Annotated in this window: 13 protein-coding genes, 1 pseudogene and 1 riboswitch; of the genes and pseudogenes, 12 read left to right on the forward strand and 2 right to left on the reverse strand. The window is 38.6% G+C overall.

Annotated features, from left to right (window positions below; genetic code table 11):
* Nucleotides 1–116: 116 nt before the first annotated feature.
* On the forward strand, nucleotides 117–1,598 hold the full coding sequence (locus H6G97_RS16055) for an AAA family ATPase (protein WP_190941742.1): 1,482 nt from the start codon (nucleotides 117–119) through the stop codon (nucleotides 1,596–1,598).
* 2 nt (nucleotides 1,599–1,600) lie between these two features.
* Nucleotides 1,601–2,551 (forward strand): hypothetical protein, encoded by a 951-nt coding sequence (locus H6G97_RS16060; protein ID WP_190941743.1) that lies wholly within the window; start codon nucleotides 1,601–1,603, stop codon nucleotides 2,549–2,551.
* A gap of 164 nt (nucleotides 2,552–2,715) precedes the next feature.
* Here H6G97_RS16060 and H6G97_RS16065 read toward each other — a convergent pair whose 3' ends face one another.
* Nucleotides 2,716–4,365, reverse strand: a complete 1,650-nt coding sequence (locus tag H6G97_RS16065; protein WP_190941744.1) for a cation:proton antiporter — start codon at nucleotides 4,363–4,365, stop codon at nucleotides 2,716–2,718.
* 95 nt (nucleotides 4,366–4,460) lie between these two features.
* Nucleotides 4,461–4,547: riboswitch (Fluoride riboswitch) on the reverse strand.
* A gap of 408 nt (nucleotides 4,548–4,955) precedes the next feature.
* Here H6G97_RS16065 and H6G97_RS16070 point away from each other — a divergent pair.
* From H6G97_RS16070 to H6G97_RS16085, 4 genes are all read left to right on the forward strand, one after another.
* On the forward strand, nucleotides 4,956–5,825 hold the full coding sequence (locus H6G97_RS16070; RefSeq protein WP_190941745.1) for a zinc metalloprotease HtpX: 870 nt from the start codon (nucleotides 4,956–4,958) through the stop codon (nucleotides 5,823–5,825).
* A gap of 116 nt (nucleotides 5,826–5,941) precedes the next feature.
* Nucleotides 5,942–6,370: a hypothetical protein gene (locus H6G97_RS16075; protein ID WP_190941746.1), complete on the forward strand. Its 429-nt coding sequence runs from the start codon at nucleotides 5,942–5,944 to the stop codon at nucleotides 6,368–6,370.
* Between the two features lie 706 nt (nucleotides 6,371–7,076).
* Nucleotides 7,077–7,820, forward strand: coding sequence for a hypothetical protein (locus tag H6G97_RS16080; RefSeq protein ID WP_242054950.1), 744 nt, complete (start codon nucleotides 7,077–7,079; stop codon nucleotides 7,818–7,820).
* 250 nt (nucleotides 7,821–8,070) lie between these two features.
* Nucleotides 8,071–8,808, forward strand: coding sequence for a class I SAM-dependent methyltransferase (locus tag H6G97_RS16085; RefSeq protein WP_190941747.1), 738 nt, complete (start codon nucleotides 8,071–8,073; stop codon nucleotides 8,806–8,808).
* A 159-nt stretch (nucleotides 8,809–8,967) separates the two neighbouring features.
* On the opposite strand, the gene H6G97_RS16090 is transcribed toward H6G97_RS16085, so the two are convergent.
* Complete coding sequence (locus tag H6G97_RS16090; RefSeq protein ID WP_190941748.1) at nucleotides 8,968–9,375, reverse strand: hypothetical protein; 408 nt, start codon at nucleotides 9,373–9,375, stop codon at nucleotides 8,968–8,970.
* A gap of 186 nt (nucleotides 9,376–9,561) precedes the next feature.
* Between H6G97_RS16090 and ppsA the strand changes: the two genes are divergently transcribed.
* The 6 genes and pseudogenes from ppsA to H6G97_RS16120 form a co-directional block, all read left to right on the forward strand.
* The gene (gene ppsA, locus H6G97_RS16095; RefSeq protein WP_190941749.1) at nucleotides 9,562–12,063 is read left to right on the forward strand and encodes a phosphoenolpyruvate synthase; all 2,502 of its coding nucleotides are present in this window, start codon (nucleotides 9,562–9,564) and stop codon (nucleotides 12,061–12,063) included.
* A gap of 12 nt (nucleotides 12,064–12,075) precedes the next feature.
* Entirely contained in the window at nucleotides 12,076–12,513 is a 438-nt protein-coding gene (locus tag H6G97_RS16100) for an element excision factor XisH family protein (RefSeq protein ID WP_190941750.1), read from the forward strand.
* Nucleotides 12,483–12,842, forward strand: coding sequence for a XisI protein (locus H6G97_RS16105; RefSeq protein WP_190941751.1), 360 nt, complete (start codon nucleotides 12,483–12,485; stop codon nucleotides 12,840–12,842). The genes H6G97_RS16100 and H6G97_RS16105 overlap by 31 nt, the downstream gene beginning before the upstream one ends.
* 147 nt (nucleotides 12,843–12,989) lie before the next feature.
* The gene (locus tag H6G97_RS16110; RefSeq protein ID WP_190941752.1) at nucleotides 12,990–13,532 is read left to right on the forward strand and encodes a GNAT family N-acetyltransferase; all 543 of its coding nucleotides are present in this window, start codon (nucleotides 12,990–12,992) and stop codon (nucleotides 13,530–13,532) included.
* Between the two features lie 80 nt (nucleotides 13,533–13,612).
* Nucleotides 13,613–15,151, forward strand: a complete 1,539-nt coding sequence (locus H6G97_RS16115) for a dolichyl-phosphate-mannose--protein mannosyltransferase (RefSeq protein ID WP_190941753.1) — start codon at nucleotides 13,613–13,615, stop codon at nucleotides 15,149–15,151.
* A gap of 315 nt (nucleotides 15,152–15,466) precedes the next feature.
* Nucleotides 15,467–15,607, forward strand: a pseudogene (locus tag H6G97_RS16120) (hypothetical protein); the annotation flags it as partial.
* Nucleotides 15,608–15,721: the final 114 nt, after the last annotated feature.

The raw sequence follows: 15,721 nt of genomic DNA on the forward strand, positions 1-15,721 counted from the left end.
ATTCAGTCTAAGTATCTTAGTTAAACTCAATTTGGAAGTCTCAAGTAGGGTGGACACTGGCCACCCTACTTGAGAATCCAAGATAGTTAGTATCAAGTTGGCAATAGGAGCTTTTTATGAAATTACTACGAGTTCGAGTTCCAGATTTTCGCATTTTAAAGAACGTTGATATAACTTTTGAACCAGAATTTATCCCCAGTATTTTTCCCCTTGGTAGTCAAAATGGTGGTGGTAAAAGTACACTTTTGCAATTAATTTTTGTTTTATTGCATTGTTCTAGTGATTCTGGTAAAAAAGATTTTGTGAAAAATATACTTTATGGATTTACGATTAATAACAATTCTAACAATAGAGTATTAGCCATAATTGATATCTGGAATGAAGATAAAGTTGTAAAGCTTGAATTTTTATCTTATAACGATTCTTATCTTAGGGAGCTATTAATATCAAATGATAATACTGAGGTTGATAATGATAATTATTTACAATTCTCTGCTTCCAATCAATTAGATAAAATTATAAATAAAATTTCAATTACTGAAAAGGAAATACAAGATTTAGAAAAAGCTATTACTAAATTAGATAGTGTGATAAAAATTGAGAGTAGTGAGGATAGACGTTATATATTGAGAGATTTAATCGATGAACTTCGACTATTTGGATTTAGAACTCTTAAACTAATGTCGAGATTAGGACTAACAAATACATCTATAGAAGAATTTAAAGAAGAAGTTCAAACAAGACTCGATATATTTAAATTAAATCTTGAAAAATATTATGAACAACGTGAGCAGCTTAAACGTATCCTCCAAAGAGTTTTAAAATATTTGCAATCAGAAAATTTATTATATATTTGTAATTACTCAGCTAATAGTAACAAAAATGAAGAAGAAGAAGTTTTACTTTGCCGAATCAACAACATAGATATGAATAAAATAGAAATATTTATGAAAGAGTTATCACAAAAAATATTTCTTGCGGCTCCTTCTACCCAAGTTTTTCTTTTTAATTCTAAAGAATCTAGAAAACTCTTATTTAAAAAGCAGGATAACGAAACTGACTACTATTCACAGCTTAAATTAGCCAAGTCTAAACTATCAGGCTTTTTTACCTATGATTTTCTGGCTGTAGATATCCTTATTGAAGCCTTTAAGTCTGCTCGAGACGAGGACTTTGCAGAAGCTATAAAAAAAGGCGAGTATGGTAATAGCTATAAAACACTGATAAATGATTTAAATATAATATTGTCTAATAAAAATATAAATGTAGATACAGATTTATCAGGTGTCAGTTTTAAATTAGATAAAGATGGATTAGAACTATATCCCGAAGACCTCAGTCATGGCGAGTTAAAAAGATTAAGCATTTATATGTGGATAAAGTACCATAATATAGAAAATGCAATTGTGCTAATGGATGAAATTGAAATAGCATTTCATCCAGATTGGCAATATCAAATAATTGCAGACCTCAACCAATGGTCACCCAGTAATCAATATATCCTTGCAACTCACTCATACGAGTTATGTCAAGCTCTTACACCTGCTCACGTTAAGGAACTAGAACCAAAACTTTTAAAGCCAGAAGCTAAAAATTAAATATGAGTCTTAAGCCGGAACAACTAAAACAACATTGTGAAATAATCATTGGCTCTCGTAGAATTAAAAATAAGATCGTTGTACTGTGCGAAGGCGAAGGTGGTATTTGGGATACCGAAGGCAGACCATCACCTCAATCATATAGCAAGATGGAACAGATGCCAGATTCTAACTTTTACAAGGCGTGTGTTCCAAAATTATGGAGTCAATATCGAACAGAGTTTTTTAACTGCGGAGATCGTAAAGATGTATTAGATACATATTTTACTCTTTCAAAATTGTATAATGAAAATAAAAATAATTCATATTTAAGTTTAGAAAAACTGTTTGCAATCGTAGATGTTGATCTACAAACACAAAATATAAAAAAAGAATATAATTATAGTTTTTCAGATACAGAAGCAATTTTCTGTAATCTTTATACAAAACTCAACATAAACGAAGAAAATGCAAAACAGCATCGTATATGGGTTACGGGTTTAATACATAAAGAAGCATATTTTATCATACCTGAGCTACAACCAGTATTTGATACTTTTTCTACACTTTATGATAGTAATTCTCTACTACTTAGAGAAATTTATGTGACTATGGCAGATGCTATCATTACTGATTCTGATTTAAAAAGTAATTTATCAAAAGTATCTAATCGCATTAGCCATTGCTCTGAATTAGATTGTACTGCAATAGATAAATTGAGAGATTCATGGAAAGAACAGTTTCAAAATGCTCAAAATAATACGGAGGAGAATGAGTTAATTTTAGCTTTACTGGCATTCAAAAAAGCTAAGTATTACTGGAACCAAATTCAACCACCAAGTGACTGGACTTCTTCAGTTGAGACATTTAAAGATCAACTATTGTTAGAAATAGGAAGATTTTATTCAGAACAAAGTAATCATACTAAACATCATATTCCTTGCTTTTTTAAATTTTTAAGGCAATTTGCTTAATGTAAATAAAGTACATCGGTAGGGGCACAACATTGTTGTACCCTTACGATATATTTGTACCTCACGTTGGCGTAGCCTCTATCTGCGACACGCTGCGCGTTTGCGTAGCATCCCGCAGGGAACGCAGAGAAGTTGCAATCTGCTGTAAATTTAAAATCAAAAATTCAAAATCTAAAATCCAAAGTAGCATTATGCTCACGGTTTTCCAGCACAATGACAGGTATTAAACTAGCTTCTAAAACTGCTTGTGAGACTGAGCCAATTAATACTTGCTCCCAAGGTTTATGCCCGCGTTTTCCCATAACGATCGCAGTGACACAATACTCTTGAGCAATGCGAATAATCTCTTCTGGAATCACACCTGTAACAGTCAAAAATTCATACGTGATATCAGATAACAACTGTTTGCTTTGTTCTTCGATTTGTTGGATATTTTGCTGGTTCAAAGTGTTAACTACGTGTAAAACGATCGCTTCCCCATTACTGCGGCGTGCTAAATCTGCCACTTTGGTTAAAACTTCTGTGGCTAAACTCGATGTATCCACTGCTGCCAGGAACAAGGTACGAGTAGCAACTGTGACTTTGGTGGGGTCAACTTCGCCTTTTGTGAGCAATTTCGGGGCAAAAGTCATGGTTGCCCAAGCTCCTAACGGTGCAGTAATTAAAATTGAAAGAGCTGCGATCGCTAAAATTATCTCACCCCCCGCAATTCCTTGGGAGAGGGGTATTGCCCCAATAGCAGCTTGGACTGTAGCTTTTGCTGAGTTTCCTGGGAGCAAAAATAATCTTTCTCGCCAATTCCAATTACTACCCAAAGTTGAGAGATACCAGCCCAGCATCCGACCAATTAGTAAACCAATTGCTAAAATTAAAATGCCTGGTAACAGAATTTTCTCTAATACTTGCAGTTGAATAGTTGCCCCTAATAAGACAAACAAAAAAATCTCAGCTACTATCCATAAACTGTCAAATCCGCCCCGTAATCTTCGGGCTAGAGGAGCATCTAATTCAATTAAGAAAAAGCCCATAGCCATTGCTGCTAAATAACCAGAAAAGTAAGGTAAGGCATGAGCGACAATTACCAAAAGCAAGGCTAAACTGGCAGCAATCACAGTATCTTGAACGATATTCTGAGCCCATTTTTGTTTAATTAATAGTAGAACTAATAAACGAGCTGTTAAATAGCCAAATAATACTCCTAGCAATATTTGCATAATAATTTGGAACGGCAGCAGTTGGAGAGCAGTCAAAGTGAATCCCCCAGGTAGGACAATCTGCTCAACACCTCCGTCACCTAAGAAACTCAGCAGTAAGCTGAAGACTAGCAATAGCAGTACATCAGATAAAGCACTACCAGTTAAAATTGCATCGGGAATTCCTTTAGTAACACCCCAGCCTAAACTTTTGAGCCTGAGCATTCCTGGAACAATTACAGCCGGAGATTCCGCGCCAATCACACAGCCCAACAGTAACCCAGTGGGAAAGTCAAATTTAAAAATTATCATAGCGGTAAAAGCGATCGCGATCGCTTCTGTTGCTGCTGGCAAAAATCCCAAACGTAGCGCCACAGTTCCCTGTTGAGACAGCTTTTCTCTATCTAAACCCAGTCCGGCTTTCATTAAAATAATCATTACTGCCAAAGATCTTAACTCATCAGCAGCACCCAGCACATCTGAACTGATGACATTCCGAACTTGGGGGCCAAGAATAATCCCCACTAAAATCATGCCAATTAAAGGCGGAGCTACTAAACGACGGGCAAGTTGACCGGCAAAAAAGCCCATCATTAAAATCCACAATACACTAGCTAGCATTTCATAACTCCTTGAGGCGCGATTTGTAGACTTACACTTTCTACAGGGGAGTCAGGTAATGCATTTAGCCAAGCCCTACTCTCCCGCAGTCAGCGAAGAAAGTAGGAGCCATCAGCCTTCCAGTTATGAATTTAACCAGTACTAGAAAGGCGGTTTTGGCGAGCTCCATCGCCATAAATATTATTTAATTAATTCAACAATACCATTTTGACTTTTGTATTGCTTTTTCATACTTGTAATTTCTACTTTGATAAACAATTTATTCCTATAGATAGATGCATTTATGATATCTATAAAGATGTAGGACTTACGCAAAATATCTTTCAAACTCTCATTTCTCTGTGTCCTCTGCGTCTCTGTGGTTCGTTATTCCCTAACTCATGTGTAAGTCCTAGATAAATCTTCTTCCCAAAAGAACAAATATCAAAAAGAACTATAATTAGTATTTATAGAAGTTAAGTAGGAAAACCGTACTTATCTGATAGGTTTTCTGTACCATATATCTAAGTTTAGCTGGATACAATCAAAATGTAGCTTAATGAATGCTGTTTAAGAGAAAAGTAATACAGCATTAGCAGGAGAGCGAAAATATGACAAATCAATTGAAAACGGCTGTTTTGCTAGCTGCGCTAAGTGGTCTTTTGATCGCAATTAGTTACTGGGTAATTGGCGGTTCTGGTGGCTTACTTATCGGAATTGCCTTGGCAGCAGTAACAAACCTGTTTTCTTGGTATCAATCAGATAAGATTGCCCTGGCAGCATACCGCGCCCAGCCTGTAAGTGAAAGGGAAGCACCGGGGCTTTATCGGATGGTGCAAAGATTAAGCGATCGCGCTAATATTCCCATGCCTAGAGTTTACATTGTTCCAAGCCAAGGTGCTAACGCCTTTGCTACAGGACGCGATCGAGAACACGCTGCTGTTGCTGTTACCGAAGGCATTTTGAAGATATTGCCAGAGGACGAACTCGAAGGCGTTATCGCCCACGAACTCACCCACATTATTAATCGTGATACCCTCACACAAGCTGTTGCTGCTACTGTTGCTGGTGCGATTTCATTCCTAGCGCAAATGGTTAGTTACAGCTTATGGTTTGGCGGTGGTTCACGAGATGACAGCAGAGGTGCAAATCCTTTGGGAGTCTTATTAACAGTAATGCTTGCGCCATTAGCTGCGACGATTATTCAGTTAGGAATTTCGCGCACACGAGAATTTTCTGCTGATGCACGTTCAGCTAGATTAACTGGTAATCCCCGCGCCTTAGCGAGAGCGCTACAAAGGTTAGAAGCCACAGCAAAGCAGATGCCTTTAAATGCTAATCCAGCTTATGAGCCGTTATTAATTATCAATCCTATCTCTGGACAATTTTTGGGTAACTTGTTCTCCAGTCACCCTGCTACACAAATGCGAGTTGCAGCATTGCTAAAATTAGAGCAACAACTGCCAGCAAAAGTTTATTAATTTGTCATTAGTCATGAGTCATTTGTTATTTGTGAAATTTACAATGACTCATGACTACCAGTACAGGATGCAATTCTGATTCGAGAGTAAGCTTTGCAATTAAAGAGGTTTTAACTATGAATGCTAACAATATCGAACCCATTCAAACCACAGTAATTGAATCTACCGAATCCATAGTAATTGTAGAAATCAGTTCTGAAACTGACAAATTAGTAGAAACTGAAATGGTTGGTGAAACTGATGAGGTGAAGCGCGAAACCAAAGCGTTAATTGAGGCGCTAAAAAGACGCGCTCAATCTGAGGCTGATTCAGCAGGTACTATCACTCGTGAAACATATTTAAAAGCTGTGCGTCAAGCACGAGAATTAATTGAAGGAAGGAAACTGATAGAACGCGATCGCTTAGAAGACTCTTGGGCGATAATTCAGGATGAAGCTGAGAGAAACTGGCATTTATTGATGAAAGACCTACTAGACTTCAGCTATCGCCTGCAAAAGGCGGCAAAAGCTGCCTGGGAAACCTTCAATAATCCTTACTCTCGTTAAACAAGGGAAGGGTGCGATCGCAGCGATCGCAGTTCAATGTAACGGCGCATTATAGGGGCGCAAAGCCTTGCGCCCCTACGACTGTTCAAACAACTTTGTGGCACTGGGTAAACTAGCGATCGTCTTTTTTAAAATCTTAATAGCCGTTTTCGCCGCCTTTTGCAGTGCCGGTTATTGAAGACTTTTCCCCACTTCTGCTAAAGCTTTTACCTGTTCTAATGCCTCAGCTTTATATTCTGGCGGTAAGTTTGTATCATCCTCAATATTACAATGTTAGTCATTAACATTACAATGTAATAAATCGTTATCGTCAGCGTAACGCATCAAGTTGGCTTTTTTAGTGCGTTACTTGTAAATCGTCGCTGAGTAATTACGAAAGAAGGCACTGTAAAATAGCGTAATACTTGGGCATCGGAAAGAGAATTGTAGAAATTTCAGATGGTCAGCCGCTATATGTCTATGTATGCAATACTCTGATTTCTAAATACTTCTTCAATATATTTTAGTTTACAGTGATCTGGATCACACCACTTTGTAAGTTAAAATAAGTAATATCAAGCAGATAAGCACCCAAAAACTGTTAAAAAGAGGGGCAAAAAGCCTTAAGCTACAAAATAAAAAAATAGATGGTACCTTTATAATCGCTAAACTCAGCAGTTTTTAATACTTACCAACCAAGTCATCTAAAGAAATGAGGGAAAGGTAAATGGTAATGTTCGACCTCTTACTGAAAAATCAATTAAGTGCTCCAAAAAAACTAAAATTTAAAAATGAAATTTTGGCACGAGTTCAAGGTCGAAATTCAGAAGTTTTAAATGACGAAATAAAATTTTATAAAACTGAATTGCTTCCCTATTTTATAAAATTGAGCCAACAGAATCCTGTTTTTAGTGTTACAGAGCAATTACGGCTTTTAGTGGGTGTTTGGACACCAATCTGGTCTACAATATCGTTTCATGAAAGTTTACCGCAACGAATACAAGAGCAGTCCTTCCAAATTTTCCAGCATGATGGTTACTGTGCCAGTGTAGCTCGCTATATAATGGGCAAAGAGCAGTCTTTATCCGATAATTTTCAATCAAGATTACCAGCTTATGATTTCATGTTGATCCAAAAATATGGGGTTCAAAATGGTAAATGGTATCTTCAAAACATTGATAGATTTCAGGCTTTTACAAATAGAGAAATTCCTTTAACTTTAGAATCAGTCTACAACTGGTTTACTCATGTAGTTAACAATAAAGTCAAAATGAACGCCTCAAAAGGGATTTTACCTAAAGCTCTAAAACTAGACAATATAGAGATAAATCATGTTAATGGATTTCAAAAAACATCTTTAGTAACTTCTCAAGTGTTTGAGAATTTATATATAGATAATGACTTGCGACTTGTGAAAACTCAAACAGATGCCTCACATTTACCTAGTTATACGATTGCTGTTAAGAGGTAATAAGTATAGCGGTTCCCATTCAGATGCGGTACAAGATTATATTGCGAGGGTAAGGGCACGGCAGTGCCGTGCCCTTACGGGTGTACCTTACGTAAACGAGAACCGCTATAAAGATAAGAATTTTTGTAATCCAAACACTTTTTGTCAGATGCTAAGTTTAGTCCTCAATCTAAAAAGAAGCATAATCAAAAATCTTACTATTCGTTGAGAAAATAGTTTATTGAATAGCTTCATTACAGATATAAGTTTTATGAAGAAGTGGTACAAAGAAGACCTCGCATTTATTCATGATCACGGTTTCCGTGACTTCGCTCTCAAATCCGCTCCCGGTATCTTAGAAATTTTGACTCAAAACAAAATACATAGTGGACTAGTGGTTGACTTGGGTTGCGGTAGCGGGTTATGGGCACAAGAACTTAGCAAGGCTGATTATCATGTTCTCGGAGTTGATATTTCTGAGTCGATGATTAATATTGCACGAACAAGAGTGCCGGATGCTGAATTTCGGATTGATTCATTATTCAAGACAGATATTCCACCGTGCAATGCTGTCACATCGATTGGTGAATGCCTGAGCTACCTCTTTGATTCAGACAACGATCGCCAAATTCTTGTTCAACTGTTCCACCGCATATATAATGCCTTAACTCTTGGGGGTGTATTCATCTTCGACATTGCAACAACAGGACAAGTTGCACAGGGAACCACAACTAAGGGATTCACTGAAGGAGAGGGCTGGGTAGTATTAGTTGAAAAGGAAGAAGATCAAAAGCAAATAACTTTGACTCGTCGAATTATCAGTTTCCGCAAGTTAGGGGAACATTATAGACGATCTGACGAAGTACACTACTTGCGGTTATACGAAGCGATAACTCTTGAAAGTGAACTCCAGCGCGTGGGCTTTGAAGTTGAAACAACCCATAGTTATGGTAAATACCTACTGTCAAAAGGTCATGTAGCATTTATTGCACGCAAACTATATGAATAAATATCTGAATCAAATCCAATATGTAATTTTTTTTGCTATGGTGATCCCAAAGGAATTGTTAAGTAATTACGAGGTGTCAATCAAGTGACTAGTCAATAATTTAGTATTTTAATATACAAATATATAGAGATATTTTCTCTATATAGCGGATCTGTTTTGTTACTTATTCGGTTGGGCAATACGCGCTTCAATGTCTTCCAATGTTTGTAACAATAGACGACTTGCCTGTAATTCCCAACCCCATTTCTGAATTCTAAAAGCTAATACAGTTCCAACTATAGCAGCTAACAAACATACAGGTTGATTTAAAGAAATTCCGAATAACAAACCCAATCCAGCAATTCCCCAAAAAGGTAAAGCTGCTGCTTGTCTTTGTTCTTCCACAATTTGAGTAATCATATTAGAAGATTGCTTACTAGCGAGCAATGCCTCTTTAACCTGCCTCTGTTCGGCTGCGGACACTGATAAACCTATTTTGCGCCGTAGTTTTTCTATTTTACGGGCATCAGTGCTGTACTCTGTTAACTCATCTTCTGCCATTTTCAGCAGTCGTTCTAGTTGTGCCATTGTGCATTACATCCAATATTACGATACAGCTATTATCCCGAATAATTGTTATTTATAGACTATAGTTTGGCATTTAATTGCACAATACAAAATCACGCTAGTAGCTGTAATATCTAAAATTGAATATGGGAAAAATATACTAGCGGTTACGCACTGAGAAACTGAGTATAAATTTACAAGGTAATTATGGCTACAGTATCTAAAAGCACATTATCTCTATCTTCCCAAGAGCGATCGCTCATTTTGTGGTTTGATGAAGTTGGTATTGCTGATATCCCGGTAGTTGGTGGTAAAAATGCCTCGCTGGGCGAAATGATTCAACAGCTAACGCCCAAAGGGATTAATGTTCCTACAGGATTCGCCACCACTGCTTACGCTTATCGTTATTTCATCAAATCAGCAGGTTTAGAAGCAAAGCTACGCAAACTCTTTGCTGACTTGGATGTTGAAGATGTCAAAAATTTACGAGAACGGGGAAAAAAAGCGCGATCGCTATTAATCCACACCCCATTTCCTGTAGAATTGCGAGAGGCGATCGCTACAGCATACCAGAGCTTGTGTGAACGATACAACGCAGAGACAGATGTTGCAGTTCGTTCTAGCGCCACCGCCGAAGACCTTCCAGACGCTAGTTTTGCTGGACAGCAGGAAACTTACCTTAACGTTGTCGGCGCTGAAGGAGTTTTAGCAGCTTGCCATAAATGCTTTGCTTCCATATTTACTGATCGCGCTATTTCTTATCGCCACACCAAAAGATTTGATCACTTTAGCATTGCTCTAGCTGTAGGCGTGCAAAAAATGGTGCGTTCTGACTTAGCAACCTCTGGGGTGATGTTCTCCATTGACACAGAAACCGGATTTAAGGATGCGGCATTAATTACAGCCGCCTACGGTTTAGGCGAAAATGTTGTCCAGGGGTCTGTTAATCCTGATGAATACTATGTTTTCAAACCAACTTTAAAAGCTGGTTTCCGCCCAATTATCGATAAAAAATTGGGCAGTAAAGAACTAAAAATGATTTATGATGACGGTTCAAAATTTACGAAAAATGTGTCTGTTTCACCCAGCGAAAGAGGTAAATTTGCCCTGAGTGATGAAGAGATTTTACAACTAGCAAATTGGGCGTGTTTAATTGAAGACCATTATTCCCAAGTCCACGGTATTTCCACTCCAATGGATATCGAGTGGGCAAAAGATGGAATTACTAATCAACTTTTTATTGTGCAAGCGCGTCCCGAAACTGTTCAGTCGCAAAAGACGGGAAATGTACTGCGGAGTTATCGGTTGGTATTGGGGGATAGAGAATGGGGAATAGGGAATGGGGAAAAATCTTCGCACTCCCCACTTCCTGATTCCCAATCCCCAATCCCTCTTGTTACAGGACGCGCAATTGGGGAAGCTATTAGTCAAGGGAAAGCACGCCTAATTTTAGATGTTCAGAAACTCGAACAGTTCCAAGTTGGGGAAGTTTTGGTGACAGAAAGAACTGACCCTGATTGGGAACCAATTATGAAACGCGCCAGTGCAATTGTTACTAATTCTGGGGGCAGAACATGCCATGCAGCAATTATTGCGCGAGAATTGGGTGTACCTGCGATCGTCGGATGCGGCAATGCTACAGAAATTTTAAAACCTGGTCAAGAGGTAACAATTTCTTGTGCTGAAGGAGAAGAAGGAAAAGTTTATGCAGGGTTATTACCTTTTGAAGTTAAAGAAGTTGCTTTAGAAAACTTACCTCGTACCCATACTCAAATTTTAATGAATGTGGGTAATCCTCAAGAAGCATTGAGTTTATCGGCAATTCCCAACGATGGGGTAGGTTTAGCACGGACAGAATTTATCATCGCTAACCAAATTCAAATTCATCCAATGGCATTGATTCACCATGATTTGTTAAAAGATGAATTTGCTAAAGCTAAAATTGCTGAAATTACTGCACTTTACGACGATAAACCCCAGTATTTTGTAGATAGATTAGCCCAAGGCATTGGTCGAATTGCGGCGGCATTCTATCCCAAACCAGTAATTGTGCGAATGTCAGATTTTAAAAGTAATGAATATGCCAATTTGTTAGGTGGGCGACAATTTGAACCCCACGAAGAAAACCCGATGCTGGGTTGGCGAGGAGCAGCACGTTACTATGATGAAGGCTACAGAGAAGCTTTTGCCCTAGAATGTCATGCCCTCAAACGGGTACGGGAAGATATGGGTTTAACGAACGTTATCCCGATGATTCCGTTTTGTCGTACTCCCGATGAAGGGCGTTTGGTTTTAGCAGAGATGGCAAAAAATGGTTTAAAGCAGGGTGTTAACGGCTTGCAGGTTTATGTGATGTGCGAGTTGCCCAGTAATGTTATTCTGGCTGAGGAATTTGCTGAGGTATTTGATGGCTTCTCGATTGGTTCTAATGATTTAACTCAGTTGACATTGGGGATAGATAGGGATTCAGCGTTGGTAGCGCGATTGTTTGATGAACGCAGTCCAGCTGTGAAACGAATGGTAAAAATGGTTATCGAAACGGCGAAAAAATGCGATCGCAAAATCGGCATTTGTGGACAAGCACCCAGCGACTATCCAGAATTTGCCCAGTTTTTGGTTGAACAAGGAATTGACTCGATTAGTCTGAATCCAGATTCAGTTTTAAAGACAATGCTGGAAGTGGCAAAAGTCGAAGGTACTAATTCGTAATTCGAGTAATTTATGCCAGTTAGAGACCGTTACCACGAAAACTTGAAGAATGCCCTAATTAAAGATGGCTGGACTGTTACAGACGATCCCTTTCATCTAAAGTGGGGAAAAAAGGATCTTTACGTGGATTTGGCAGCCGAAAAGTTGCTCATTGCAGAAAAAGGAACACAGAAGATTGCTGTAGAAATCAAAACCTTCAGTGGCGACTCAGAAGTAGCAGACCTAGAACAGGCGATTGGCCAGTACTTTACCTACCTTGCTGTAATGTCCCGCAATTATCCAGATAGGGTTTTGTATATCGCTGTTCATGAGGATGTTTTTACTGATATTTTTGAGGAAGAGCCGCTTGGTAAACTTATATTGGAAGACTACAAAATTCCTCTGATCGTTTTTAATCCAAAGCGAGAGGTTATTGTCCGATGGCTAATCTGGAGCAATACAGGCAGCTAATTTGCAGCATTCTTACTGAACATACAAAGATTCCTTACTCTTACGGCAATATTCAGCATGAAACTATCTTTGATCGAGAACAGGATCGATATTTGGTAATGATTCTTGGCCGAGAGCCAGTGCCAGAACTCTCTCCAACTGCAACACGCCGCGTTCACGGCTGTCTAATTCACATTGATATTATTGATGACAAAATTTGGATTCAACGTGATGGCACTGAAGAGGGGTTAGCAACGGAATTCGTAAGGGCTGGTGTGCCGAAGGATCGGATTGTATTGGGATTTCGGTCTGAAGAACTGCGGAAAGATTCAGAATTTGCGATTGCATAGCCAAGGGTAGTTAAACTTCTGGATAATTGCCCATAGCATAGCGATCGCCATATTTCGTTTGTGTAATTCTCTATAAAACTTTTGACTGCTCAACCATAAGTATCTTAGTATTTTGCAGAATGGCAATTTAGTTTAGCCAAAAGCAAGATGACAAATCTTTGGGAAACCGAACGCTTGATTATTCGCAGTTGGATACCCGAACGCGATGCCGAACAAGCGTTTGTAATTTATAATGACCCCGAAGTTACGCACTTTCTTGGTAAAGCTTCTCGCGTCACAAGTGTTGAATCACAGCGTCAGCGTTTGATTGACAACATCAAGCGTTCGCACCGACTCAACAATGGTACTGGATATTGGGCAATTGTCGAAAAGCAAACTACAACAATTGTAGGAACTATTATTCTCAAACAATTGCCCAACAAAGATGTTTTACCCACTCAAGATTATGAAGTAGGCTGGCACTTGAGGCGAGCTTCTTGGGGTAAAGGGTATGCAACAGAAGCCGGACGAGTTATGCTCAACTACGGATTTAGTGTTTTGAACTTGCCAGTGATTTATGCCGTAGTGAAGCCAGAAAATCATGCTTCAATCCGTGTAACAGAACGATTGGGTATGAAACCAATAGGGCGGACAAACAAGTATTACGGTATTGAACTACTCCTGTTTCAACTAGATGCACCTGAAGATTAGAGAGGGAGTAGGGAGCAGGGGGAGCAGGGGAAGCAGGGGAAGCAGGGGGAGAATAACAAATGACAAATGACAAATGACAAATGACTAAAAAGTGGTTCGGAATTGGGATGGGGAGTGTATTTATTCTGTCACTCGCCTTGAGGTTTTGGGGGCTGGAGCGATTCAACACTCTGGTATTTGATGAAGTTTACTTTGCCAAATTCGGTAATAATTATCTCACGCATACGCCATTTTTTAATGCTCATCCGCCGCTAAGTCAATATATGATCGGCATCGGCATTTGGATTGGCAGTCACATTCCTTTTTGGCACGATACAGTAAATGGATTAACAGGATCATTGCGATCACCTTGGACTTATCGTTGGTTTAATGCTCTCACTGGCTCATTTATCCCTTTAGTTGTGGCTGCGATCGCTTATCAATTGAGTTATCGTCGTAGCTTTGCTCTGCTTGCAGGTTTGTTTACAGCTTGTGATGGCATCTTTCTAGTTGAGTCTCGCTATGCTTTAAGTAATATTTATATCGTCATTTTTGGTTTATTAGGGCACTGGTTTTTATTATTGGCATTAGATAACCAAAATCGACGGCGTTCTTTTTGGTTAATCTTTGCTGGCATTGCTTTTGGTGCGTCAGTCGGTACTAAGTGGAACGGTTTATGGTTCCTCTCAGGTGCTTATCTCATTTGGATAGCAGCTTGGGTAATCTATTTAATACATTCTTTTCTTAACTCCAAACTCTTTTTTGCATCTTCTTCATTGAAAGAGACGGGAGGCAGCGAGAGTAGAGGAGCAGAGTCAGCACAGGAAGCAGAGGTTAGTACTTATTCTCCCTCATCTCCTTCATCTCAGACACCACTACAAAACCTAACTCAGCTAAATGTTTTTCACATGCTGTTTTATCTAGGAATTATCCCAGCTTTGATTTACAGCATCATCTGGATTCCTCACCTTCAACTAGATAAAACCTATGGATTTATTGCAGTACATCAGCAAATTTTGAAGTTTCACTTACAGCTAGGTGGGAATAGTCCTAACGTGCATCCTTATTGTGCTGCCTGGTACAAATGGCCGTTGATGACTCGACCAATGGCATACTATTATCAAACGGCTAAAAGTATCACCGAACCCTTACCTGTGATGGGCCCGCCTTTGCCTAACGGTGCTGGACAAGTTATTTATGATGTCCATGCAATGGGCAATCCATTTTTGTGGTGGTTTGGTGTTGCTGCCATGTTGTTTTTAATAGGGATGCTGGTGTCACAACCCATAAGTCTTTGGGTGAAAGAAAAGCGTTTTTCAGTACCTACAACTCTTAATGTTGATACTTGGATTGCTTTGTATTTAGTTCTAAATTATGCTGCTAACTTATTACCTTGGGTAAAAGTGACAAGGTGCGTTTTTATATACCACTATATGTGTGCAGTGGTGTTTATATTTTTAGCAATCGCTTGGTTTGTTGATCAGTGCCTTCGCAGTTATTATCAACAACTCCGGGCGCTAGGTGTCACCATTACTTTTATCATTCTGGCTGCTTTTATTTTCTGGATGCCTATTTATTTGGGTTTACCCCTCTCACCTCACGATTATAAACTGCGAATGTGGTTCACCTCTTGGATTTGATTACAGAAGAATTCAGGAGTCTGAATTCTGGCTCCTGGCTCCTGAATTCTATTTCTTAACATAGCTACACATATACAGAATTGCTTAATCACATCGTTTTCATATTTCTTATCGCTATGTAAGTTTACTGGCTGTTAAACTTTTCAAAGCGCAAGCAGATTAGAGCAAAGCTGCAAAACGCAACACCAGGGCATGGAAAATTAGATACTAAGTAAAAGTGATGAATAAAAAATTATAAAATTTTTTACATTCATCATTCTTCGTTATTATAGATACTCTAGTTTTGATGCTCCTAGACAACAGAGGAGGATCGTTATGGAAATAAACTTACAATTCCCAGGTATTAATTTAATTAGCTTGAAAGAGGCACCGATTCATATTTATAGCCAAATTCAGCCTCATGGTGTCCTGTTAGTCTTGGAGGAGCCGGAGTTAAAAATATTACAAGTTAGCACTAAGAGGCTATTTATAAAGTAAATCTAAAGAGGAAATAATCAAGTAGAAAACTAGCTGTAAGATACAAGCAAATAGTATATATACTGAAGAAGAATGTCTTGTAAACGGTATCCT

Origin of the sequence: Nostoc flagelliforme FACHB-838 (genome assembly GCF_014698065.1) — a bacterium.
In the GTDB taxonomy this organism is placed as follows: domain Bacteria; phylum Cyanobacteriota; class Cyanobacteriia; order Cyanobacteriales; family Nostocaceae; genus Nostoc; species Nostoc flagelliforme_B.